The sequence below is a fragment of the Chitinophaga filiformis genome (assembly GCF_021646545.1).
Taxonomy (GTDB): Bacteria; Bacteroidota; Bacteroidia; order Chitinophagales; family Chitinophagaceae; genus Chitinophaga; species Chitinophaga filiformis_A.
Genome location: NZ_JAKIRP010000003.1, coordinates 15,424 through 37,737 on the forward strand (window position 1 = coordinate 15,424; position 22,314 = coordinate 37,737).

Below are 22,314 nucleotides of genomic sequence, written 5' to 3' on the forward strand. Positions count from 1 at the left end.
TATCGTCAACATGCCTACAATTTATATTGATAACAAACCCTTCGATGTAAAGACAGGTAAGAACCTGCTGGAAGCCTGTCTGAACCTGGGAATTGATCTGCCCTATTTCTGCTGGCATCCTGCCATGGGAAGCGTTGGCGCATGCCGCCAGTGTGCAATAAAAGTCTTTAAAGATGAAGAAGATACACGTGGCCGCCTGGTCATGAGTTGTATGGAAGGTGTAAAAGACGGAATGCGCATTTCTGTAAATGATGAAACAGCCAAAGCGTTTCGCTCGCAGGTCGTGGAATGGCTGATGACCAATCACCCGCACGACTGCCCCGTATGCGATGAAGGTGGCTGCTGCCACCTGCAGGATATGACTGTTATGACAGGACATAACTACCGGCACTATCATTTCAAAAAACGCACCTATCCCAATCAATACCTGGGCCCTCTCATTAATCATGAAATGAACCGCTGTATCCAGTGTTACCGCTGTGTACGTTTCTACCACGATTATGCAGGAGGAAAAGATCTTAACGTTTTTGCAGCACACAACCACGTTTATTTCGGCAGGGAAAAAGATGGTGTACTGGAAAGTCCCTTCAGCGGTAATCTTGTGGAGGTATGCCCTACAGGGGTTTTTACCGACAAGACTTTAAAAGAACATTATACCCGCAAATGGGACCTCACCAATGCACCTTCCGTTTGCCAGCATTGCAGCCTTGGCTGTAACACGATTGCCGGCGAACGTTACGGACAACTGCGTAATATCGTCAACAGATATAACCATGAAGTGAACGGCTATTTCCTGTGCGACAAAGGACGCTTCGGATATGAATTCGTCAACAGTGAAAACCGCATCACACAGCCTCTCATCCGTAATCAACCCGTAGAAGCAGCCGGACATGATACAGTGCTACAGTATGTACGGTCATTGGTGGCCGGACATAACCTGATCGGCATCGGCTCTCCGAGAGCTTCTCTTGAAAGCAATTACGCCCTTCTTGAACTGGTAGGCAAGGAAAACTTCTACCAGGGCGTACCCGATGACCTGGTATATGTCGAACAGAAAATAATAGATATCCTGCAATCAGGTTGTATCCATACTCCTTCTCTGAAAGAGATCGAACAATCAGATGCAGTGCTGGTATTAGGTGAAGATATCTGGAATACGGCGCCCATCATGGCGCTGGCTGTTCGCCAGTCAGTCATGAAAACGGCTGCCACGCATACCACCGAACAACTGCCTATTCCTACCTGGCATGACGCAGCCATCAGGGAGCTGGTGCAGGAGGATAAAGGCTTCCTGGCCAACATCACCATGCTGCCCTCACCGCTTGACGAGATATCCTCTTCTTCCATGAAGGCCACACCGGACGACATGGCAAGACTGGGCTTTGCAATAGCGCATATACTGAATCCTTCACTGCCCGAAGTACGTAATGCGGGAGAAGCACTGCTAGCTACCGCCAACACGATCAGTAAAGCACTGCAACAGGCAAAACACCCTGTGATCATTACGGGTACTTCCTGTTGGAACAATGCCCTGATCAGGGCCGCATTTGACATTGCCGCAGCGCTGGACATCAACGAAAAGAAAGCCGGGCTGGCATTTGTCATGCAGGACTGCAACAGCATGGGCCTCGCTATGATGCGTGCATCATCTTTTGACAGAGCCGTAACACATGTGCAACGCACTACCAACGTTACGGCTATCATCCTGGAAAATGATCTTTACCGTAGTATTCCGGCGGCCAAAGCAGATGCATTCTTCAGCAAGTGTAAACATATCGTCGTGCTCGATACATTGCACAATCGCACTACAGAGAAAGCGCATGTGCTGATCCCGGCCGCTACATTCGCTGAGGCAGATGGTACTTTCGTGAACAACGAAGCCCGCGCGCAACGCAGCAGCCAGGTATTCATGCCGGCCAACAGTGAGATCAGGGAAAGCTTTAAGTGGCTGGCAGACATCAAATCGTTAGTGATGACTTCTTCCAACGGTCATGGAAAGCACATGGAGGATCTCCTGCATGGATTAGAGATCAAATTCCCACAGTTTGCAGGTGTATCCAGGGTAGCACCGCCACACGACTTTCGCGTACATGGCGCCCGTATTCCACGCGAATCACACCGCTATAGCGGTCGTACGGCCATGCTGGCCAATCTGACCGTAAGCGAACCTAAACCGCTGCAGGACGACGATTCATCGCTGTCATATACGATGGAAGGATACAGAGGCTTGCCGCCTTCTCCCCTTATTCCTTTCTTTTGGGCGCCGGGGTGGAACTCCAATCAGTCGGTCACCAAGTACCAGGAAGAAGCCGGTGGTGCGCTGAAAGGAGGAGATCCGGGTATACGGCTGTTTGAGCAGACCACCACCCCTCCTGTGTTCTCAAAAGACATCCCTGATGCATTTACGCCCCGGGCAGGCAAGTGGATGCTGCTACCACAGTATCACATGTTTGGCTCCGGCGAACTAAGTGTATATACAAAAGGGATCGCCTCACTTTCTCCGGAACCTTATGTCTCATTGTCCAGGCGCGATGCTGAACAGGCCCAGTTGAAGAATGGGGACACTGTTGCCATAAAGACCAATGGTTCAACGTACACACTCCCGCTCTCTATAAATGAATCATTGCCCGATGGCATTATGCTGGCGCCGGCAGGGCTAACAGGTATGGAAGCACTCAGCTGGGGTGCATGGGTAAACCTCTCAACTGTAATCGTATGACTGTAATGCAACACATCTGGATCGTTTTAGGTGTACTCTTCGTATTCCTGAATATTGCCGCAGGGCTCATATGGGTTGAACGCAGGCTGCTGGCCTTGTGGCAGGACAGATTAGGACCCAACCGCGCAGGACCACTGGGTCTTTTCATTGTGCTGGCAGATACATTGAAGCTCTTCTTCAAAGAAGACTGGATCCCGCCGTTCGCCGATAAATGGGTATTTATCCTTGCCCCTGCTATCGTAGTGGCCAGTGTACTGATGGGCCTTGCCATCATTCCTTTTGCACCCGGCATTGTGGTAGCCGATCTGAATGTTGGCCTGATGTTCTTCCTCGCCATGTCATCGTTGGGCGTATATAGCATTGTACTGGGAGGATGGGCTTCCAACAACAAATACTCCCTCTTGGGTGCATTACGTGGCGCTTCTCAGATGATCGCTTACGAAGTGTTTATGGGCCTCTCCCTGATGGGTGTGGTGATGCTGAGCAAGTCTTTCAACCTGACGGAGATCGTAGCCGCACAGCAGGACCTGTGGTTTGTTGTTACGCAGCCCGTTGGTTTTGTTGTTTTCTTTATTGCGGGCCTTGCAGAGACCCATCGCCTGCCCTTTGATATCCCTGAAGCAGAGAGTGAGCTGATAGCAGGTTTCCACTCGGAATATTCCGGGATGAAATTCGGGATGTTCTTCATTGGCGAATACCTGGGAATATCATTGATCTCTGCAATGACCGTCACGCTGTTCTTTGGCGGATGGCTGGGACCTGCATTCCTGCCGCCGGTAGTATGGTTCTTCCTGAAAACATTTTTCTTCATAGGGCTTTTCATCCTGCTGCGTGCATCACTGCCACGCCCCCGTTATGATCAGCTGATGGGCTATGGCTGGAAACTGCTGTTGCCGCTGGTATTGCTCAATCTCTTAGTTACCGGTGCAATTGCACTCTGGCTCAGATCTTAAATGAGATAACATAAAACTTATAACAATGATTAGTCACCTGCGTACAATGTGGTTGGTATTCCGGCACCTCTTTCATAAGAAGGTCACTATACAATACCCGGAACAAAAAGCGCCCTTGTATCCGCGATGGAGAGGACGTATTGTGCTTACAAAAGATCCTGATGGCGGTGAACGCTGTGTAGGTTGTTACCTGTGTGCCGCTGCATGCCCGGTAGATTGTATTGCGCTGCAGGCTACAGAAAACGAGGAAGGCCGCAGATACCCTGAATTCTTCCGCATCAATTTTTCCCGTTGCATCTTCTGCGGATACTGTGAAGAAGCATGCCCTACATACGCTATTCAGCTGATCCCTGATTTTGAGATGGCCGAATACAATCGTCAGGACCTGGTGTACGAAAAAGAAGATCTGCTGATCGACAGCCAGGGAAAATATCCCGGTTATAACTTCTATAATGTGGCTGGTCTGGATGCAGGTGTGAAAGAAAAAGGTAAGGGGCAGGACGAAGAAGCCCCTGTAGATATCAAAAGCTTATTACCCTGAAAATCTAAGGATATGTCTCTGGTCTTCTATATATCGTCATTCATTGCGATCCTGTCTACCATTATGGTGATCACACGCTACCAACCAATCCATGCGCTGTTGTACCTGGTCGTATCTTTCCTGGCGCTGGCAGTTACATTCCTTTCACTGGGAGCTCCCTTTGCAGCGGCATTGCAGGTGATTGTTTACGCAGGCGCCATTGTGGTGCTCTTCATTTTTGTGGTGATGATGCTTAACCTTGGCAAGCAAACCGCCCAACAGGAGAAAGAGTGGCTGCAATTGCGGGCATGGCTTGGCCCATCTATATTATCGCTGGTGTTGCTGGCAGAAATGGCTGTGTTGCTGTTACAGGATAAACCTACCCCCATGCCGGCTGCTGTCGTTACAGCAAAGCAGGTATCCTTATCGCTGTACGGTGAATACATCATTGCTGTGGAGCTGGTGGGTTTTCTGCTAATGACGGGTATTGTAGGAGCAGCACATATCGGTAAGCACAAGAAAAAGAACCTGCACAGGTTCCTTCAAACATATCCAAACCTGAACTGATGTCAATTGTTCACGCACACACGGTCTTAATAGTCGCTGCAATCCTGTTTGTATTGGGACTGGCAGGCGTACTCACAAGAAAGAACATCATTTTTATGCTGCTCTCTATCGAGATCATGCTCAATGCCGCAGGACTGGCCTTTGTAGCTGCCGGCTCCAGGTGGCAGCAGCCGGACGGACAGGTCATGTACCTGTTCATACTGGCCATGGCAGCAGCAGAAGTGTCTGTTGCACTGGCGCTGGTATTACAGATCCAGCACCAGCATAAAACATTGGATGTTGAAGAACTCAAAGAACTAAAAGATTAAGTTTTATATGGAACAGTACCTGTATCTGATACCTACCCTGCCGCTACTGGGTTTCCTGGTGTTATCAATGGCGGGGAAACACCTGTCCCGTAACTTCATTGCGGGCATCGGGGCCGGTAGTATCTGCATTTCCGCCATCATTGCACTCATCATCAGTGCAGGCTTCCTGCAATCGCCTCCCGAGAGTGGAGCTTACACACAGGTGTTATGGCACTGGTTCCTTACCGGTCACTTGTCGGCAGATATCAGCCTGCGCATCGATGCATTGTCGCTTGTCTTCATTTGCGTCATTACGTTCATAGGAGCCCTGATCCATATTTACTCCGTTGCATTCATGCGTCACGACCGGGATTATGCCCGCTTCTTCGCCAGCATGAACCTCTTCGTTTGCGCCATGCTGACGCTGGTGATGGCCGACAACCTCGTATTGATGTACCTGGGATGGGAAGGCGTGGGATTGTGCAGTTACCTGCTCATCGGCTTCTGGTATGAAACACCGGGCAATTACCGGGCAGCCAATAAAGCCTTTGTGATCACCCGTATTGGCGATACCGCGATGATCATTGGTCTGTTTCTGCTATTTAGAGAGCTGGGCACATTATACATCCCAGATATCCTGGCAAAGGCTCCTCAGCAATTCAGCAGCGGTTCTACTACTATTACACTGATCGCATTATTACTCCTGTCGGGCGGAATCGGTAAATCTGCACAGCTGCCCCTTCAGACATGGCTGCCCGATGCAATGGCAGGCCCCTCGCCCGTGAGTGCATTGATCCATGCAGCCACCATGGTAACAGCAGGCGTTTATCTCATAGCAAGAATGCATACGCTGTTCGAACTCTCACCCACTGCTATGCAGATCACTGCCATTATAGGAGCCGTAACACTATTCATTGCAGGCTGCAGCGCTATGGTGCAGACAGATATTAAGAGAGTACTTGCCTACTCCACCATCAGCCAGATCGGGTATATGTTCCTGGCACTGGGTGTAGGCGCCTGGAGTGCAGCGATCTTCCATTTCTTCACACATGCTTTCTTCAAAGCCCTGCTATTCCTTGCTGCAGGAGCAGTTATTGAAACCCTACACCACGAACACGACATCTTTAAAATGGGAGGCCTGAGAAAGAAAATGCCTGTTATCTTTTATACGTTTACAATAGGCGCAGCTGCACTGGCCGCATTGCCCCTGGTCACTGCCGGCTTCTTTAGTAAAGACCAGATCCTCTGGTATGCATGGAGTGCCAATGGTGGTCACCCGGTACTCTGGACATTAGCCCTGCTGGGTGCGTTCATTACCGCATTTTATTCCACGAGGCTGATACTGGTCGTTTTCTGGGGAGATATGAAAACAACACCGGGACATCTTCCGGCACGTGCCATGACCGTTCCGCTGGTCATACTGGCATTCTTCTCTATAGCAGTAGGCTGGATAGAATGGCCGCATAATCTCTTACACGTTTCTGTGTTCTCGGAAATAGTCCAGCAGGCATTGCCCGCTACCGCACTGAAAAGCAACCTGCCACCTGAAATAGTATTCCAGCTGATTGCCGTGGGTGTTTCTCTTCTCGGCATCTATACCGGTTATGTGTTATACTACGGACAAAGCGAACTGCTCTTGCGATGGAAGCAATCTGACGGTCTGATGAATGTGCGGCATTTCCTGTTTAAAGGATGGAAGTTCGATCAGCTGTATGACATACTGCTGGTAAAGCCTTTCCTCTTCATTACCGGTATTAATAAATCTGATGTATCCGATAAACTATATACAGCCATCGCTAATGCCAACCTGCATCTCAACAGGCTGTTCTCCGTATCGCAGAATGGCTCCTTGCGATGGTATGTAACTGGTGTGCTGGTAGGTATCCTGTTCATCATCACCTTACAAATACTGTTATGATACTGATATGGATGATATGCATTTTACTGGCAGGAGGCATAGTAAGCTGGCTGGCAGCGCGAAGATCACCCCTGCTGGCAAAATGGATTGCCCTGCTTACAGTCACTGCCGATCTGCTGATCGCATGCTGGCTCTTTAGCGTCTATAAAGCTTTCCCGGACAATACTTCCTGGTATATCAATTATCAGGCAGACTGGATACCTGCATTGGGTATCAGTTTCCACGTGGCCATGGATGGATTCAGCCATGTATTGCTGCTGCTGACCTTTTTCCTGGGCATCCTGGCTGTGCTCTGTTCATGGAAAGAGATTAAAGAAAAAACCGGCTTCTATTTCTTCAACCTGTTATGGACACTGGCAGGTATCAGTGGTGTATTCATCGCCATGGACCTGATACTGTTCTATTTCTGCTGGGAAGTGATGCTGATACCGATGTATTTCCTGATCATCTTATGGGGTGATGCACGCCGCCGTTATGCCGGTTACAAGTTCTTTATTTTTACGCAGGTAGGCAGCCTCTTCATGCTGTTGTCTATACTGGCCTTATATTTTATTCACGGCGACCAGACAGGCAGATATACTTTCGATTATTTCAGCCTGTTGCAAACCGCAACAGATCCTGCTATAGCAAAATGGCTCATGCTGGGCTTTCTCATCGCGTTTGCTATTAAACTACCGGTAGTGCCTTTCCATAACTGGCTGCCGGATGCACATGGAGAAGCGCCGACGGCGGGTAGCCTTGTACTGGCCGGCTTGTTACTGAAGACAGGCGCCTATGGCATCATCCGTTTTGTGCTACCACTTTTCCCCGAAAGTGCTGTAGCTATTGCCCCTGTAATGATCCTATTTGGCGTGGCCGGCATTATCTATGGCGCACTGCTGGCCTTTTCGCAAACCGATCTCAAACGCCTGATCGCATATACCTCTGTGAGTCATATGGGCTTTGTACTGGTAGGCGTCTTCTCTTTCAGCACCATTGCTATGCAGGGCGTCGTGATGCAGATCCTGACCCATGGTCTAAGTACAGGGGCCCTTTTCGTAATGGCGGGCATGCTGAAGGAAAGATTACATACGAGGGATATTGACCGGATGGGGGGCCTGTGGACCTCCATGCCGGCAATGGGAGGCATAGCGATATTGTTTACAATGGCATCCGCTGGTTTGCCTGCACTGGGCAATTTCATTGCTGAATTCTTCATCCTGCTGGGAACATTTGGCAGTCATCCGGCATTCAGCATCATTGCCACCCTCGGACTGATCCTGTCTGCCGTATATTCTCTGCGTATGCTGCAGAAAGTATTCATGGGACAGCAGCATTTTACAGAGCCTGTAAAAGAGATCAGCGCCAGGGAACTGGTTATTATGGCTGCCCTGAGTATCAGTATTGTGGTACTCGGATTATTCCCGCAGCCTGTCATCGATACCGTGCAACATTTATCTACTATTCATCCGTCACTCCATGAATGAGCTACAACTATCAGCCCTGCTTCCTTTCATTGTACTGGCAATGGCCTCCGTCGTTGTCATATTGCTGATCGCTTTCCGCTTAAGCCATACTGTTATCCAGGTGGTAGGTTTCCTGATGATGTGCCTGGTTGTCTTTGCCACCTGGTATGTCAGAGATACACTTCCCCAGGAAATACCCCCCCTCTTTATTGTAGATGGGCAGGCAGCGGTATTTACAGGCCTGATCATATTTTGCGTGCTGGTGATCGGGTTGTTTTCCTATATCTATTTTGAGGAACGGGAAGAGAACCCCAAAGAGTATTACATACTCCTGTTCCTTGCTACGCTGGGCGCAGCCATCCTGACCATCAGCCAGCATTTCATTTCCCTGTTCATAGGACTGGAATTACTGAGCGTAAGCTTATATGCACTGATTGCCTACCTGCGCAACAGGAACAATGCGGTGGAAGCCGGCATGAAATACCTTGTACTGGCAGCGCTTTCTTCCGCATTTCTCTTATTCGGGATGGCGCTTATTTACATGGAAACCGGCAGTATGAAATTTTCCGGTATTGCGGAGCAGCTGGCAACGGTAGGGTCATCTCCCCTATTCCTGATGGGACTTGGCACCATCATCGTTGCTGTGGGCTTTAAACTGGCGCTGGTGCCATTCCATCTGTGGGCGGCAGACGTTTATCAGGGTTCGCCCTCTCCTGTCACTGCCTTCATCGCTACTATTTCGAAGATAGGCACATTTGCAGTGTTGCTCCGCTTTGCACAGAGTATTCACCTGCAGGAGTATCCGCTGGTGGTTACTATTTTTTCTGTCATTGCCATTGCGTCTATGGTGACGGGTAATATACTGGCCTTACAACAGCGTAACCTGAAGCGCCTGCTGGCCTATTCGTCTATTGCCCATTTCGGCTACCTGCTTGTAGCATTTCTGCCAGGGAACAATGCTGGCACCGAAGCCGCCATCTTCTATCTGACTGCTTATTCCATTACCTTATTATCAGCCTTTGGCGTGATCATTCTCTTGTCATCCAGGCACCATGAAGCAGAAGAGCTGCATACATATGATGGGCTGATCTGGAAGAGACCTATCATCGCAACTGTATTGGCCATCTCCCTGTTATCTCTGGCAGGCATCCCGCTAACTGCGGGTTTTCTGGCGAAGTTCTTTGTACTGTCAGCCGGTGTACATCAATCTGTCTGGCTACCGTTGATCGTGCTGGTGCTGACCAGTGTAATCGGTCTGTATTACTATCTGCGGGTCATTAATGCGCTGTTCTCTACAACTGTATCGGCAGAAGCGATACCAAAGCCGGTCCATCCTTTCTTCCATGTATCCACCTACATCACATTAGTGATCATGGCCGGACTGATATGCTGGTTAGGAATATTTCCCAATCTGACACTGGAGGGCATACGGGATTTTCTGATGCTACATTAGCATCAAATAGACTATCATACTAAAATATTAACCAGGCTGCAAAACAGAGTATCTCTTCCTGTTGCACCCTGGTTAATTATTTAACACGGCATTACATTGAGCATGTCACAATATGTGATCTAAGTTCATTTCGCAGACGTGACGATCTCCTCATAAATATCGTCAAACTCCTTGCCTTTATGCGACTGCCAGATACCGGCAAATTTTGTTTCGACGCCTTTCAGCAGTTGGAAGCATAACATCTTGTCATCTTCATTCAGGTCATGGAACATGATCTCAGCCAGTTGGCTCATTCTTTTTCTACAGGTCACCAATACCTTCTCACCCTTCGGGGTTACTTTCAACCGTTTTGATCTTTTATCCTCTTTATCAGCATACTCCGTCAGATAACCCAGTTTCTGTAACCTGGCCAGCATATCTGTGCCGGTGGATAGTTCTTGTAATGCCGCATAGATCGCCTCGGTCTTTCTCGGTTCATCCAGCTGCTGCACGGTATTGAGCAGGGAATATTCGTCTACTGTATTGATACCGGTCCCCTCCATGGCAGCAGCCGTATAAATAGCATGTAGCTTGAAGATCCTGCCTATCAGACGCATTAATACCCCGTCAGTACTGACAGGCAGAAATTTACCCCTAGGCAGGGGCGTTTTATCTTCTTTTTCTTTTTGATTAGCAAGGTAATACCGGCAAAAATCGGCAACGCTGCCCTCCGGATATTTATCATCGAAAGCCCCCCATTCATTGACGAGCGCAACTGCTTTATTCATTAAATTACTCTGTTTTCGAAGCAAACATAAAATAAATACTTCGGAAATGGTATATTTACTACGGAAACGATATATATTTGTAAGACAAATCACGAAATCGAAATATTATATCCGCTAAATCACTATCCAATGATCTTTCAAAGCTTTCTGTTACTTCACCTGGTGGGGCTGGTGCTGTTTGCAGGGACTACTACCGCCGACTTTGTCTCCTTCCGCCAATTCTGGAAACAATATGCACTGGATGCCATTGCGGCAAGACCCATGTTGCAGAGCATGATAAAATTCCCTTTGCTGATGGGACTGGGAATGGCTGCCATCATTCTCAGTGGCGTCGGTATGATGGCTATGACCCATGGCGTATTTGGCGAGCAATTATGGTTCAGGATCAAGTTTGCCATTGTGGTGCTTATTATTCTCAACAACATCATCATTGGCAGACGTCTGGTGATCAGCCTCAGAAAAAGAATGACGGAGGTTACCAGCGAGGCCGGAGAAACCTTACAGATAAAGCATAAGCTTCGTCTGTTCCATTATGCACAGCTGCTCATGTTCTTCGTCATCATCCTGCTCAGTGTTTTCAAGTTTAACTGATCCATTCAAAACAAAGACAATGAAAAAAGATAAAATCATCTACTGGATAGCAACAGGTATCGTAGCTGCTGTCATGCTGTGGAGCGCTATCAACTTTTCCTTCAATGAGGAAATGAAAGGCGCGTTTGCACACCTGGGACTTCCCGGCTGGTTCAGAATAGAACTAACAGTGGCGAAGCTCCTCGGAGTACTGGCCTTAGTGCTTCCTATGGTACCACACAGAATTAAGGAGTTTGCCTATTTCGGCTTTGCGATCACGCTTATCTCGGCAACTATTGCTCACCTATCCAGTGGAGACAGTGTGCTGCTTGAAATAGGACATACCTTTTTCTTTGTCAGCCTGGTGGTTTCGTACCTGTATTATTACAAAATAAATGGCCTGAAGCTGTCAGGGCCGGCCAATTAATATATTGGCTTTCAGGGTTCTTTTATTCCGGATCATGTACGATCCGGGATAAAAGACCATTTGTTGGAGAGCAGCTTTTTGGGCAAGTTCTTTAGATAGATATATATTTCATATTTTTATCTATCTAAAGATCCCTTCCTATGAAGAATGATTTCACAAAAGAAGAGTGGGAAACGTGTATCAAGGTATTGCAGGTGCTATCCCGGGATCCTGATAAATCACTGGACACCCTAAGCCTGAAAGGGCTGGTAACCAAACTCTATAAGCGGGCCAAGAAAGACAATAAACAACAGGTTGCTGATGAACTGCTCAACAAGCCGGCCGTATCAACACAGCTACTGTCATTGAAGAAAGTACAGAAGTTGTCTCAAAAGCAAAGTTTACTGAAACAATACGATAAAAAAGTAGTGCTGGCACAGACTGCCATGCATCGCAAATATGAGCTGCCTGATACAGAAGACGTACCGGACGCAAAGGAACCGCTGGAACTTGCAGGCTACCAGCGATGTTATATCTGCAAAACACCCTATAAACAGGTACATTTCTTTTATCACATGCTTTGCCCTTCCTGTGCTGATGTCAACTACACCCGCAGACATCAGCAGGCCAACCTGGAAGGCAGAGTAGCGCTGATCACCGGCGGAAGAATAAAGATAGGCTATCTCACCGCCCTGCGCATGTTGCGCGATGGCGCTAAAGTATGGGTCACTACCCGCTTTGCGAAGGACTGCGCTATGCGCTTCAGTCAGGAAGCCGATTTTGCTGAATGGAATCATCGGCTGAAAATAGTAGCATTAGACCTGCGCAACCTGGCACAGTTAAACAGTTTCATACAATACCTGCAAACACAGGAAACACACCTGGATATCCTTATTAATAACGCCGCCCAAACCATCAAACGGCCGGTAGCGTTTTATCGGCACCTGTTTGAATTGGAAGAAAGCGATTCAGATAATCTGCCGGAAGCGGTAAGACAATGCATTGCTTTTTCAACTCCCTTCCAGTTCCTGACCAGCAGCCATGAACAACAGTTGCTGCCATACGAAACGGCTACTGCTTTTCCGGCAAACCGTTATGATAAAGACAGGCAGCAAGTGGACCTGAGAACAAGCAATAGCTGGACAATGCGGCTCCAGGAAGTGCCTCCCGGCGAGATGCTTGAAACGCAGCTGGTGAACGTCACTGCGCCTTTCATGCTGAATAGTCAGCTGAAAGACATGATGATACGCTCTCCCTTTGAAAGAAGGTTCATCATCAACGTTTCTGCCATGGAAGGACAATTCAATCGCATATCAAAAACACCTTTCCATCCGCATACAAATATGGCCAAAGCGGCCCTGAACATGATGACCAGAACGTCTGCACAGGAATATGCACAGGACCATATATTCATGAACAGCGTAGACACCGGATGGATCACACAGGAAAACCCTTATCCTAAAAAAGAACGCTTATATGAGGAAGAAGGCTTCGTACCTCCCCTGGATGAAACTGATGGCATGGCAAGGATTTACGATCCCGTAGTAAGAGGCATTAATTTGCCTGAACTACCTTTGTTCGGTCATTTTCTCAAAGACTATCTCCCACACGCGTGGTAAACAACATTATTAAGTATAATAACAATAAACCCATTTCATATGCAAGCAGCACAGGTAATTTGTCCGGTTGATAACGTTGTCGCTACCTTTCCCTTTTCCAGACAGGCGCTTCAACCGCTTATTGACTTCCTGTTAAACAATGCCCCCCTGCCCGCCACAGATAAGGCATTCCCTGTCGGTACAGTTACGTCAGACGGACGTCTGGATATGTGTAAACAAAAACTAGGTGTGGAAGGCATTGAACTGGTCGCAGCAGCATTAAAGCACAATACAGTTATAAAACATATTCTGTTAGGAACAAACGCCTTCGGCAATCCTGGCGCCATAGCAGTAGCAGATTTACTAAAGACAAACAACTCAATTGAAACCGTTTACCTCGGATGTAATTATATTGAGCATGCAGGTTGCAAGGCTATCTGCGAAGCATTGGAAGAGAATCAAAGTGTAAAAAGCATCTGGTTCAAAAGAAACCCTATCGGCGGGGAAAGCGCAGCATCGCTTATAAAACTGTTGTCAAAGAATCAACATATCCGCACGCTTGATCTTGTCAATACCTGTGTAGGTGAAGAATTACATACCCTGCTGCAATACCTTGCAGAGAACAACACCATTGAAAGGTTCTATCTCAGCGGGAACTACCTGACTGCCGCCACTATGAAATATGTAAATGATATGCTGCTCCGCAACACCCACATGAAGTCACTATACCTGAGTGTAAACAATATCGGAGATGAAGGCATAGCGGCACTGGCGCCTGCATTAAGTACTAACGCCACCCTGCAGGACCTCAGCCTGGCAAGTTGCGGCATTGCCGATAAAGGCATGCAATTGCTGTTTACGGCCCTGAAAACTAACAAAAGCCTCCGAAGCCTTGACCTTGGTTATGCAGCATCCACACGGGCATTGGGAGCAAAAGCTAACCAGCTGTCTTCCGCATCCGCACAACTGCTGACTGAATACTTTATCGAACAGGCGCAGATAGAAAACCTGGATCTTACCAAAACCAATTTGCCGGAAGAAAATAAAGTAATGCTGAAAAAAGAAGTGGAAAAAAGGGGCGTAAATACAATCATTATGGATGGCTTCCCTGAGAAGCCTGCTTATCACATCCATCCTGACAGTAAAGCTATAAAAAGCGTTTATAGATAAGCTGAGGAGGAGCGGGGCTCGAACCGACACGTTTTCAGATTTGCAATCTGATATTTTTCCAGTTAAATTATCCTCCATAAAGTGGATGGCGACGCTAGGCCTCGAACTTAGATCTCTTTCCTGGCAAGAAAGCGTTCTTCCATGTTAAACTACCCCGCCATCACGGGCGCAAATATATAATAATTTGACTATTTAAATTATTTCTATCAAATCTGCCATAGGCTATAGATTTCATCTATAGCCTATGATATTATCTTATCCCTGGCCATTTTCCAGCTGGTTTATCTAATATTGAGCATAAATTAAACCAGTTAAGCGATGGACATCTTCGAAGCAGCACGTACAAATAATGTAACGGCATTGAACGATCTTCTGAAAGAAGGCCAGATAAATAAAAAAGACACCAGGGGTTCTACTCCGCTTATTTTAGCCACTTATTACAACAATACAGCCGCAGTATCTGCCCTGCTCAAAGCAGGTGCTGATACGGAAATACAGGACGGTATGGGCAATACCGCCCTGATGGGAGTTTGCTTTAAAGGCTATACACAGGTAGCTCAACTGTTACTCGAAAACGGCGCATCCGTACACACTGAAAACGGCAACGGCGCTACCGCATTGACCTTTGCTGCTACCTTCGGACATAACGACATCATCACGCTGTTACTTCATCATGGAGCATCCCCGCTTAAGAAAGACAGGTTTGGCAAAAACCCGATCGATTATGCACTTTTACAGGAAAATGCAACAGGTTATGAAACAATGGTAGCTGCAGCAAAGCGCTGACCTGCACCATGCCTGTTTGCCAGGGATAAACACTTTGTATGACTATTGTACAGTTCGAATATATCGTCGCCGTAGACACCTACCGCAGCTTCAATGTGGCGGCAAAGAAATGTTTTGTCACCCAGCCTACGCTCAGTATGCAGATCCAGAAACTGGAAGACTTACTGGGTGTAAAAATATTTAACCGCACCAAATCGCCGGTAGTACCCACAGAGATCGGAGCCGAGATTATCATGCAGGCAAGGGTACTCTTAGCCGAATACCAGAAGATCCAGGACCTGGTAACAGACAGGAACAAAGAACTCACAGGTGAACTGAAGATCGGGATCATTCCTACAGTAGCGCCTTATATTGTTCCAAAGATCATCACACAATTCATCAACAAGTACCCGGGTGTAAAACTGATAGTGGGCGAACAGAACACAGAGCAGATCACGCAACAGCTGAAGCTCGGCCATATAGATTGCGGTATTGTATCCACTCCGGTACATGAGCCACAATTCACCGAAACGCCTTTATTCTACGAGAATTTTGTGGCCTACGTTTCAGCCGAAAGCGTGTTGTTTAAAAAGAAAAAACTGAAGCCTTCGGATATCAATATAGAAGAATTGTGGATATTGAATGATGGTCATTGTATGCGCGACCAGGTGCTGAACATTTGTCAGCGCCGCAAAACCACGAAGGGTTCACAGCACTACGAATACAATACCGGCAGTATAGAAACGCTGAAACGTATGGTAGATGAAAACAATGGCGCCACCATTCTTCCTGAACTGGCATTAACCGACCTGACAGACGCACAACGTGAAAAGCTCAGATACTTTCATTTTCCCGAGCCAGCCCGTGAAATAGGTCTGATCACGCCTAAAAATTTTGTAAAACGGAAAATGATAGAAGCGCTGAAAACGGAGATACTGGCCAGCGTGCCACAGAAATTGAAAACAAAGAGCAGGAAAGAATTAATAGAAGCAATATAAAAGGAAGATGTATCCAAACAAACGAACATCCTAAACTTGCTCAAATAACTACCTGGCGCTATTAGGTAGCGAATAAAAACAGGCTACATAATACTTTGAAGTGCCCCCAATAAGTAAGACACTTATGGGGGCACTTCTACTTTTTAGCAATTCTCCTTTCTTTAGCTTATCTCCTGTCATTGTGCATTTGTACAACATCCTTATTTACCTGCTTTCTTTAAGCCTTCTGCTATACGGCGTCCATAATCCTCATCGCATTTATAAAAATGCTCCACCATCTTCTGCTGTATAGCAGGCGTAGCGGCTACCAATGTATCTACCAGGTTATTGATCAGGTCTTCGCGTTCCCATTCCTGGAACGACCTGTAAAGCTCACCTGCCTGCTTATAGTTATTAGTACGGTCAATGCTCTGGCGCACTATCCTGGCTGCTGCATATGTCGGTTCGTATGGTATGTCTGTCTGAGGAGCTTCCACCAATCCGTTCAAACTGGACGGCTCATAATTCACATGCGGATTGGCACCTGCAGGAAGATCCACTTTGTAGGTCATACTACCATCTCTCTGATTAGTACCGATATGATTTTTAGGAGCGTTAATTGGCAACTGCAGATAATTAGGCCCTACGCGGTAACGCTGTGTATCAGAATATGAGAAAGTACGGCCGATCAGCATCTTATCATCAGAAAAATCAAGACCATCCACGAGTACTCCCGGGCCAAAAGCTGACTGCTCCACTTCTGCAAAGTAGTTCTGCGGATTCCTGTTCAAGGTCATTTTACCTACAGGCAGCCATGGAAATTGCTCCCGCGGCCAGATCTTAGTATCGTCTAAAGGATCAAAATCCAGCTCCGGATGTGCATCATCACTCATGATCTGCACAAACAGTTCCCACTCGGGATAATTACCTGCTTCTATTGCGTCATACAGGTCCTGTGTAGCATGATTGAAGTTCTCTGCCTGTATCTGCTTTGCTTCCTGCTGCGTTAGATTCTTTACACCTGCCAGCGGCTCCCAGTGATATTTCACTAAAACGGCTTCTCCCGCCTTGTTCACCCATTTATAAGTATTTACACCTGAACCCTGCATCTGGCGATAATTAGCAGGGATACCCCATGGAGAGAACACCCAGGTGATCATATGCATCACTTCAGGGGAATTACTGAAGAAGTCCATGACACGCCCACCATCCTGGCGATTATGAACAGGGTCCGGTTTCAGGGCATGAATAAAATCAGGGAACTTAATAGCATCGCGGATAAAGAAGACTTTCAGGTTGTTCCCTACCAGGTCCCATATACCATCTTCTGTATAAAATTTCACTGCAAAACCTCTCGGATCTCTTAATGTTTCCGGAGAATGGCCACCATGTATTACTGTTGAAAAGCGAACAAACACAGGCGTCTGTTTTCCCTTCTCCTGGAACAACTTTGCGCGTGTATATTTCGCAACCGGATCATTTCCTACTGTGCCATAAGCTTCAAATATGCCGTGTGCACCCGTTCCACGCGCATGTACCACTCTTTCGGGCACACGCTCACGGTCGAAATGAGCGATCTTTTCAAGGAACTGATAGTTCTCTAAAACAGCTGGTCCCCGGTTACCCAGGGTACGCATGCTCTGGTTGTTATGTACAGGGTGTCCCTGGCGTGTAGTTAAATGATTGTTCTGCTGATTCATAAAACGCATTTTTTTTGTGTAATTGTTGGACACAAAAGTATCTCTGCAGATATCAACAGAGAAGAGAATAAGGAAATAAGATGGCCTATAGATGATAGCTATCAGAGACGTATTGAAGCATCAATAGACGAAATCTATCGCCTATGATATTATTCTATTCAGTATCTGTAAGCCACCGGAATAAATAATATTGCACAAAAGATTTCTCACATGGACATATTTGAAGCCGCAAGAACAAACAATATTTCACTCCTGCGGGAATACATAACAGATGGTCAGCTCAATGCAAGAGATAACAGAGGATCCACACCACTGATCATTGCCGCCTATTACAATCACAGCAAGGCAGTAGATTTTCTGTTAAAGGCAGGCGCTAAAACAGAACTGAAAGACAACCTGGGACATACAGCGTTAATGGGCGCCTGCTTTAAAGGACATATAGACATCGTAAAACTTCTGCTAAAAAAAGGTGCTTCCATTAGCACGGAAACAGACCACGGCGCCACTGCCCTGACCTATGCGGCCACATTTGGACATAACGACATCATAGACCTACTGCTCGACAACGGCGCTAACCCGCTTAAGAAAAAGGTCATGGCGAAGATTAAGTTAATAACAGGCTTATTGGGCAGAATATTGTTGCCAACGAAGAAACAGCCTGCAATCATGACAGAAAGTGTATCCAAAGCCTGATACACTTTCTGTTTATTCCGAGGCCTCATGTTGGCTTGTCATCGTTTAAGCAACGCCGGGGTCTTCATTTATTTTTTGATACCTCTTTCCACATCACCCGTGAAACCCCTTTAGAAACAATCTCTTATCCGCACGCCGGCTGATAAATATTATTTTACACTATGAAATAACCATCCCGGTTATTATATTTAATGCGTGTAACCCGCTCTGTAGCTCGTAATAGCTGAAAACTATCTACGCCCTCCACTTACATACATTCCATTTCACGTACAAGTACTCATGTAACCAAATCAATTCCATCATGAAAAAGAGAATCATTTACACACTCCTTGTTGTATGGATGCCCACACTGTTTACCCAGGCACAGACAACAGTACCGAGGGTGCCGGGAAGCCCGTTTCCGCTTTCTGCCGTGCCCGACACCTTATTCCTTACATCTGAGAATTATGCGGCATCTGAAAAGATAGCCCTGCAAACGCTGATGGGGGTTCTGGCGCAAACGAAACCCGCTATCCTCAGAGACATTTCAGGTCATCGTACACTGGTGGAAAATGCCGGTGTAAAGATCAATGACACCTATTACACCAATTTTTCCGGTCTGCTCAACCGCTTTGCTAACAGGTTATCAGGCTACATCCTGTGCAACCAGAAAGACAAATCGACTAATGTTGCTATCTCATTGGCGGGTGTGATGAATGCTGTCGCTGTTCCGGCCGACATCGAACAGACAGCCATCAATGCCGGTCTCACCCGTCTGCTCGATGTACGCACCCGGGATGAAGCCTGGGCATTGGCCAACTATGGCAGTCTTTTTAGTCAGAAAATAGCTGCTTATCAACAGAGCTCCGATGACCGCGTATTCTCTCTGGGCGACTACAGTGCCTACACAAAAGCATTTCAGTTCTGGGATAATTCGCCTTCCGGTACACTGGCTACAAGTGTGTATAACCGCATGAATAAAGGTGCTACCTTCTTCGGCTGGGGACCGGCGGAATATGAAACAGTGGAACAACTCTCGCTGAAGTCCATGAGTATCCTTCCCTCTGACTGGGCGCCCAATATGTCTGCGTTGAGCAATATCCCAGCCAGGTCGAAGATCTTTAAACAGAAAGATCCCATTAAACCCTTTGAAGTGAAACCCGGCGTGCATACCGTTTGTTTTGTGATTACCGACGGAGATAATGTGCAATGGCTCCTGGGTTCTCACGATAACATCAACAACTGGAATAATCCTAACCGTGCACATGTCAACCTGGGCTGGACCATCTCTCCTTCCCTATCTGAACTGGCGCCTGTGGTATACGAGAAATATGTAGAGAACTGCCTCACCACGCCCGATGGCAGGAATGTACTGATAGCTGGTCCTTCCGGAAGAAGTTACTACTTCCCCGGGCGTTATCCGGATGCCGATCTTGAAACGGAAAATAAGCTGCTCAATAGTTATATGAAACAAGCCGACCTGCGTATTGTGAACATCATTGATGCAGACGACAGCGATAATGATCCAAGCGCTTATCTGAAACAGGATAACATCGATGCGCTGTTCTATTACAGCTATGGTGCCAATTATACCGGCAGACATGGACAGATCGACTGGTATAAAGACAAACCATCCATTGGCGGAAGGTACACGCTATGGGGAACGCTTTCTTCTCCGCAATCATTGGCCAATCAACTGAACCAGGCATCTACCAATATCAACTCAGCAGATGGGTACAGCCTTGTTTCCGTACACATCTGGTCAAGAGATGTCGACGATGTACAGGAGTGTATCAGCCGCCTTGGGCCTAATGTACGCGTAGTAGCACCCGATGAATTTGTATGGCTGATCCGTAAAAATCTGAAAGGATTACCTGTCGGAACCGGCAATGGCCTGAAAGCGGAATACTATAGTGGCTATCATCTCGACAACCTAAAATATCAGCAGACCGATGGCAATGTAGATTTCGATTGGGGCGCCGGTTCTCCCGATCAGGCCCAGCTGGGCAACAACCAGTTCTCTGTGAAATGGTCCGGACAGGTACAACCCTTATACTCCGAGCAATACACCTTTCATGTATACTCAGATGATGGTGTAAAGCTTACAGTGAATGGTCAACCTATCATCAACGATTTTGAGACACAGGGCGCTTATACCCGAAGTGGCACTATTGCCTTAACAGCCGGCCAGAAATACAACATCGAACTGCGGTATGCTGAAGGCAATGGTGATGCCTTCTGTCACCTGCAATGGGAAAGTGCCTCCCAGTCAAGACAGATCATTCCCAGAGCACAGCTCTACAGCAGACCTGACACAAGCAACGGTCCGGTCACCGTTTACGAGCATGCACAATACAATGGCTTCCGTGCCGGCCTTCCTATCGGCGGTTACAAACTGGCAGGACTGGAGCTGAAAGGTGTGCTTAATGATGACATTTCCTCCGTGAAGATCGCAGAAGGTTATAAAGTGATATTGTTTGAGCATGAGAATTTTGCCGGCGATTCTACCGTATTGACATCTTCCAGTGCTAACCTGGGAAGCACCTGGAATGACAAGACCAGCTCTATTAAAGTACTGGCAAACGGTAATCCTAACCTGGCAGGCTCTTACACCATCAAAAACGTAAGCAGTGGATTGTTCCTCGACGTACGCGGTGGACTCGGTGGTACAGGCGATGGTACGCCCATACAGTTATGGCACGGTACAGGTGCTGCCAATCAGACATTCACACTCAAACATCTTGGCGATGGCCGTTATACTATTACCGCTTATCATAGCGCCAAATGCCTTGACATTCCACAATCCAGCCTGAATGAAGATGTCAGTCTCTGGCAATGGACCAACCAGGAAGCTGCCAACCAGCAGTTCATTGCGGTACAGGCAGATAGCGGTTATTACAAATTCATATCTGTACTGAGTGGTAAAGTGCTCTCCACGCTTAACGAGAGCACAGCACCGGAAGCTAAGGTGGTACAGCATACAGGCACAGGCCAGCTCTCTGCCAGATGGCAGTTGTTATCTGTTCCACCTGTCGGCAATGGTAACGGCCTTACGGGTAATTACTACAACGGCATGAATTTCGAAACATTCGTCTTCTCCCGCCTGGATCCCACAATCAATTTTGACTGGGGTGAAGGTGCTCCTGGCACCGGTGTCAACACAAACGGTTACACGGTACGCTGGACAGGGAAAGTAGAACCAAGATATTCAGGTCAGTATACCTTCTATATCACCAGTGATAACGGCAGACGTTTGTGGGTCAACAATCAGCTCATCATTGACAAATGGCTGGATGACTGGGATATTGAATACTCCGGTACCATTACATTGACAGCAGGTCAGCAATACGATATCAGACTGGAATATTTCGAAAACAACGGCGGCGCCAACTGCAAACTGTCATGGTCAAGTGCTTCACAAGGCAAGGAGATCATTCCGAAAAACCAGCTGTATGCAACGCCATTGTCGCTTGCCAACAGCCGTCTGGCAGCCGCATATGAGAAATCAGCTACAGGCAAAGACATTGTACTTTATCCCAATCCGGCTGCCACTCATGTGCGATTGAAGTTCGGCGCAAAACAAGCGAAGCTCATCATTTATGATGCATTAGGAAGACAGGTTACACCAGTCAGGATCGTTACTTCCGGTCAGGAGATCAGCACCGCGCATCTGCGTCCTGGCGTGTACCTCATCCAGATCGATATTAATGGTGTAAAGACAACGAAACATCTCATAAAGAGCGCAGAGTAAGCTGCTATCTTTGAAATGAGTAAGTTATACTTTGTTTTCTACCAGATCCTGTTCGTCAATTGTCTCATCTTTGTGA

The 22,314-nt window shown here is 47.2% G+C and carries 18 protein-coding genes and 2 tRNA genes; 16 read left to right on the forward strand and 4 right to left on the reverse strand.

The genetic code is table 11. The annotated features are described in order from the left end of the window. Nucleotides 1–10 precede the first annotated feature (10 nt). The 8 genes from nuoG to L3C95_RS09930 are packed head-to-tail and all read left to right on the forward strand — an operon-like array spanning nt 11 to nt 9,862. The gene (gene nuoG, locus L3C95_RS09895) at nt 11–2,719 is read left to right on the forward strand and encodes an NADH-quinone oxidoreductase subunit NuoG (protein ID WP_236386652.1); all 2,709 of its coding nucleotides are present in this window, start codon (nt 11–13) and stop codon (nt 2,717–2,719) included. Next, entirely contained in the window at nt 2,716–3,672 is a 957-nt protein-coding gene (gene nuoH, locus L3C95_RS09900; RefSeq protein ID WP_236386650.1) for an NADH-quinone oxidoreductase subunit NuoH, read from the forward strand. Before nuoG ends, nuoH begins: the two co-directional genes overlap by 4 nt. A gap of 25 nt (nt 3,673–3,697) precedes the next feature. Then, nucleotides 3,698–4,213, forward strand: coding sequence for an NADH-quinone oxidoreductase subunit NuoI (gene nuoI, locus L3C95_RS09905; protein WP_236386649.1), 516 nt, complete (start codon nt 3,698–3,700; stop codon nt 4,211–4,213). 12 nt (nt 4,214–4,225) lie between these two features. Continuing rightward, the gene (gene nuoJ / locus L3C95_RS09910) at nt 4,226–4,759 is read left to right on the forward strand and encodes an NADH-quinone oxidoreductase subunit J (RefSeq protein WP_236386648.1); all 534 of its coding nucleotides are present in this window, start codon (nt 4,226–4,228) and stop codon (nt 4,757–4,759) included. Further along, nucleotides 4,759–5,067 carry an NADH-quinone oxidoreductase subunit NuoK gene (gene nuoK / locus L3C95_RS09915; protein ID WP_149694548.1) on the forward strand — a complete coding sequence of 103 codons (309 nt, stop codon included), beginning with the start codon at nt 4,759–4,761 and terminating at the stop codon, nt 5,065–5,067. Before nuoJ ends, nuoK begins: the two co-directional genes overlap by 1 nt. A gap of 7 nt (nt 5,068–5,074) precedes the next feature. Next, the gene (gene nuoL / locus L3C95_RS09920) at nt 5,075–6,964 is read left to right on the forward strand and encodes an NADH-quinone oxidoreductase subunit L (protein WP_236386647.1); all 1,890 of its coding nucleotides are present in this window, start codon (nt 5,075–5,077) and stop codon (nt 6,962–6,964) included. Then, nucleotides 6,961–8,430, forward strand: a complete 1,470-nt coding sequence (locus tag L3C95_RS09925) for a NuoM family protein (protein ID WP_236386646.1) — start codon at nt 6,961–6,963, stop codon at nt 8,428–8,430. Before nuoL ends, L3C95_RS09925 begins: the two co-directional genes overlap by 4 nt. After that, the gene (locus tag L3C95_RS09930; protein WP_236386643.1) at nt 8,423–9,862 is read left to right on the forward strand and encodes an NADH-quinone oxidoreductase subunit N; all 1,440 of its coding nucleotides are present in this window, start codon (nt 8,423–8,425) and stop codon (nt 9,860–9,862) included. The genes L3C95_RS09925 and L3C95_RS09930 overlap by 8 nt, the downstream gene beginning before the upstream one ends. A gap of 125 nt (nt 9,863–9,987) precedes the next feature. On the opposite strand, the gene L3C95_RS09935 is transcribed toward L3C95_RS09930, so the two are convergent. Beyond that, nucleotides 9,988–10,629 (reverse strand): MarR family winged helix-turn-helix transcriptional regulator, encoded by a 642-nt coding sequence (locus L3C95_RS09935; RefSeq protein WP_236386640.1) that lies wholly within the window; start codon nt 10,627–10,629, stop codon nt 9,988–9,990. A 129-nt stretch (nt 10,630–10,758) separates the two neighbouring features. On the opposite strand from L3C95_RS09935, the gene L3C95_RS09940 reads away from it, so the two are divergent. The 4 genes from L3C95_RS09940 to L3C95_RS09955 all read left to right on the forward strand — a co-directional run bounded on the left by L3C95_RS09940 (nt 10,759) and on the right by L3C95_RS09955 (nt 14,373). Further along, the gene (locus L3C95_RS09940) at nt 10,759–11,220 is read left to right on the forward strand and encodes a hypothetical protein (protein WP_236386639.1); all 462 of its coding nucleotides are present in this window, start codon (nt 10,759–10,761) and stop codon (nt 11,218–11,220) included. A gap of 19 nt (nt 11,221–11,239) precedes the next feature. Next, a complete protein-coding gene (locus tag L3C95_RS09945) occupies nt 11,240–11,626 on the forward strand; it encodes a DoxX family protein (protein WP_236386637.1) in 387 nt (128 codons plus the stop codon). Between the two features lie 140 nt (nt 11,627–11,766). Then, entirely contained in the window at nt 11,767–13,224 is a 1,458-nt protein-coding gene (locus L3C95_RS09950; protein ID WP_236386635.1) for an SDR family NAD(P)-dependent oxidoreductase, read from the forward strand. A 39-nt stretch (nt 13,225–13,263) separates the two neighbouring features. Then, nucleotides 13,264–14,373, forward strand: a complete 1,110-nt coding sequence (locus L3C95_RS09955) for a hypothetical protein (RefSeq protein ID WP_236386633.1) — start codon at nt 13,264–13,266, stop codon at nt 14,371–14,373. Nucleotides 14,374–14,377: 4 nt separating this feature from the next. Here L3C95_RS09955 and L3C95_RS09960 read toward each other — a convergent pair. Both L3C95_RS09960 and L3C95_RS09965 read right to left on the reverse strand, forming a co-directional pair. Beyond that, nucleotides 14,378–14,449: transfer RNA gene (locus tag L3C95_RS09960), tRNA-Cys, on the reverse strand. 10 nt (nt 14,450–14,459) lie between these two features. Beyond that, a tRNA-Gly gene (locus L3C95_RS09965) sits at nt 14,460–14,532 on the reverse strand. A gap of 159 nt (nt 14,533–14,691) precedes the next feature. Here L3C95_RS09965 and L3C95_RS09970 point away from each other — a divergent pair. Continuing rightward, the gene (locus L3C95_RS09970; protein ID WP_236386631.1) at nt 14,692–15,159 is read left to right on the forward strand and encodes an ankyrin repeat domain-containing protein; all 468 of its coding nucleotides are present in this window, start codon (nt 14,692–14,694) and stop codon (nt 15,157–15,159) included. A gap of 38 nt (nt 15,160–15,197) precedes the next feature. Further along, complete coding sequence (locus L3C95_RS09975; protein ID WP_236386629.1) at nt 15,198–16,136, forward strand: hydrogen peroxide-inducible genes activator; 939 nt, start codon at nt 15,198–15,200, stop codon at nt 16,134–16,136. 200 nt (nt 16,137–16,336) lie between these two features. Here the strand turns inward: L3C95_RS09975 and L3C95_RS09980 are convergent, their stop codons facing one another. Continuing rightward, nucleotides 16,337–17,815 (reverse strand): catalase, encoded by a 1,479-nt coding sequence (locus L3C95_RS09980; protein ID WP_236386627.1) that lies wholly within the window; start codon nt 17,813–17,815, stop codon nt 16,337–16,339. A gap of 210 nt (nt 17,816–18,025) precedes the next feature. On the opposite strand from L3C95_RS09980, the gene L3C95_RS09985 reads away from it, so the two are divergent. Together L3C95_RS09985 and L3C95_RS09990 are read left to right on the forward strand one after the other, a co-directional pair. After that, nucleotides 18,026–18,508, forward strand: a complete 483-nt coding sequence (locus L3C95_RS09985; protein ID WP_236386625.1) for an ankyrin repeat domain-containing protein — start codon at nt 18,026–18,028, stop codon at nt 18,506–18,508. A 301-nt stretch (nt 18,509–18,809) separates the two neighbouring features. Beyond that, nucleotides 18,810–22,238: a PA14 domain-containing protein gene (locus tag L3C95_RS09990; RefSeq protein ID WP_236386623.1), complete on the forward strand. Its 3,429-nt coding sequence runs from the start codon at nt 18,810–18,812 to the stop codon at nt 22,236–22,238. Nucleotides 22,239–22,314 lie beyond the last annotated feature (76 nt).

Coding starts and splice junctions, on each gene's coding strand:
- nuoG (WP_236386652.1), top strand. CDS start 11: ATGCCTACAATTTATATTGATAACAAACCCTTCGATGTAAAGACAGGT.
- nuoH (WP_236386650.1), top strand. CDS start 2,716: ATGACTGTAATGCAACACATCTGGATCGTTTTAGGTGTACTCTTCGTA.
- nuoI (WP_236386649.1), top strand. CDS start 3,698: ATGATTAGTCACCTGCGTACAATGTGGTTGGTATTCCGGCACCTCTTT.
- nuoJ (WP_236386648.1), top strand. CDS start 4,226: ATGTCTCTGGTCTTCTATATATCGTCATTCATTGCGATCCTGTCTACC.
- nuoK (WP_149694548.1), top strand. CDS start 4,759: ATGTCAATTGTTCACGCACACACGGTCTTAATAGTCGCTGCAATCCTG.
- nuoL (WP_236386647.1), top strand. CDS start 5,075: ATGGAACAGTACCTGTATCTGATACCTACCCTGCCGCTACTGGGTTTC.
- L3C95_RS09925 (WP_236386646.1), top strand. CDS start 6,961: ATGATACTGATATGGATGATATGCATTTTACTGGCAGGAGGCATAGTA.
- L3C95_RS09930 (WP_236386643.1), top strand. CDS start 8,423: ATGAATGAGCTACAACTATCAGCCCTGCTTCCTTTCATTGTACTGGCA.
- L3C95_RS09935 (WP_236386640.1), bottom strand. CDS start 10,629: ATGAATAAAGCAGTTGCGCTCGTCAATGAATGGGGGGCTTTCGATGAT.
- L3C95_RS09940 (WP_236386639.1), top strand. CDS start 10,759: ATGATCTTTCAAAGCTTTCTGTTACTTCACCTGGTGGGGCTGGTGCTG.
- L3C95_RS09945 (WP_236386637.1), top strand. CDS start 11,240: ATGAAAAAAGATAAAATCATCTACTGGATAGCAACAGGTATCGTAGCT.
- L3C95_RS09950 (WP_236386635.1), top strand. CDS start 11,767: ATGAAGAATGATTTCACAAAAGAAGAGTGGGAAACGTGTATCAAGGTA.
- L3C95_RS09955 (WP_236386633.1), top strand. CDS start 13,264: ATGCAAGCAGCACAGGTAATTTGTCCGGTTGATAACGTTGTCGCTACC.
- L3C95_RS09970 (WP_236386631.1), top strand. CDS start 14,692: ATGGACATCTTCGAAGCAGCACGTACAAATAATGTAACGGCATTGAAC.
- L3C95_RS09975 (WP_236386629.1), top strand. CDS start 15,198: ATGACTATTGTACAGTTCGAATATATCGTCGCCGTAGACACCTACCGC.
- L3C95_RS09980 (WP_236386627.1), bottom strand. CDS start 17,815: ATGAATCAGCAGAACAATCATTTAACTACACGCCAGGGACACCCTGTA.
- L3C95_RS09985 (WP_236386625.1), top strand. CDS start 18,026: ATGGACATATTTGAAGCCGCAAGAACAAACAATATTTCACTCCTGCGG.
- L3C95_RS09990 (WP_236386623.1), top strand. CDS start 18,810: ATGAAAAAGAGAATCATTTACACACTCCTTGTTGTATGGATGCCCACA.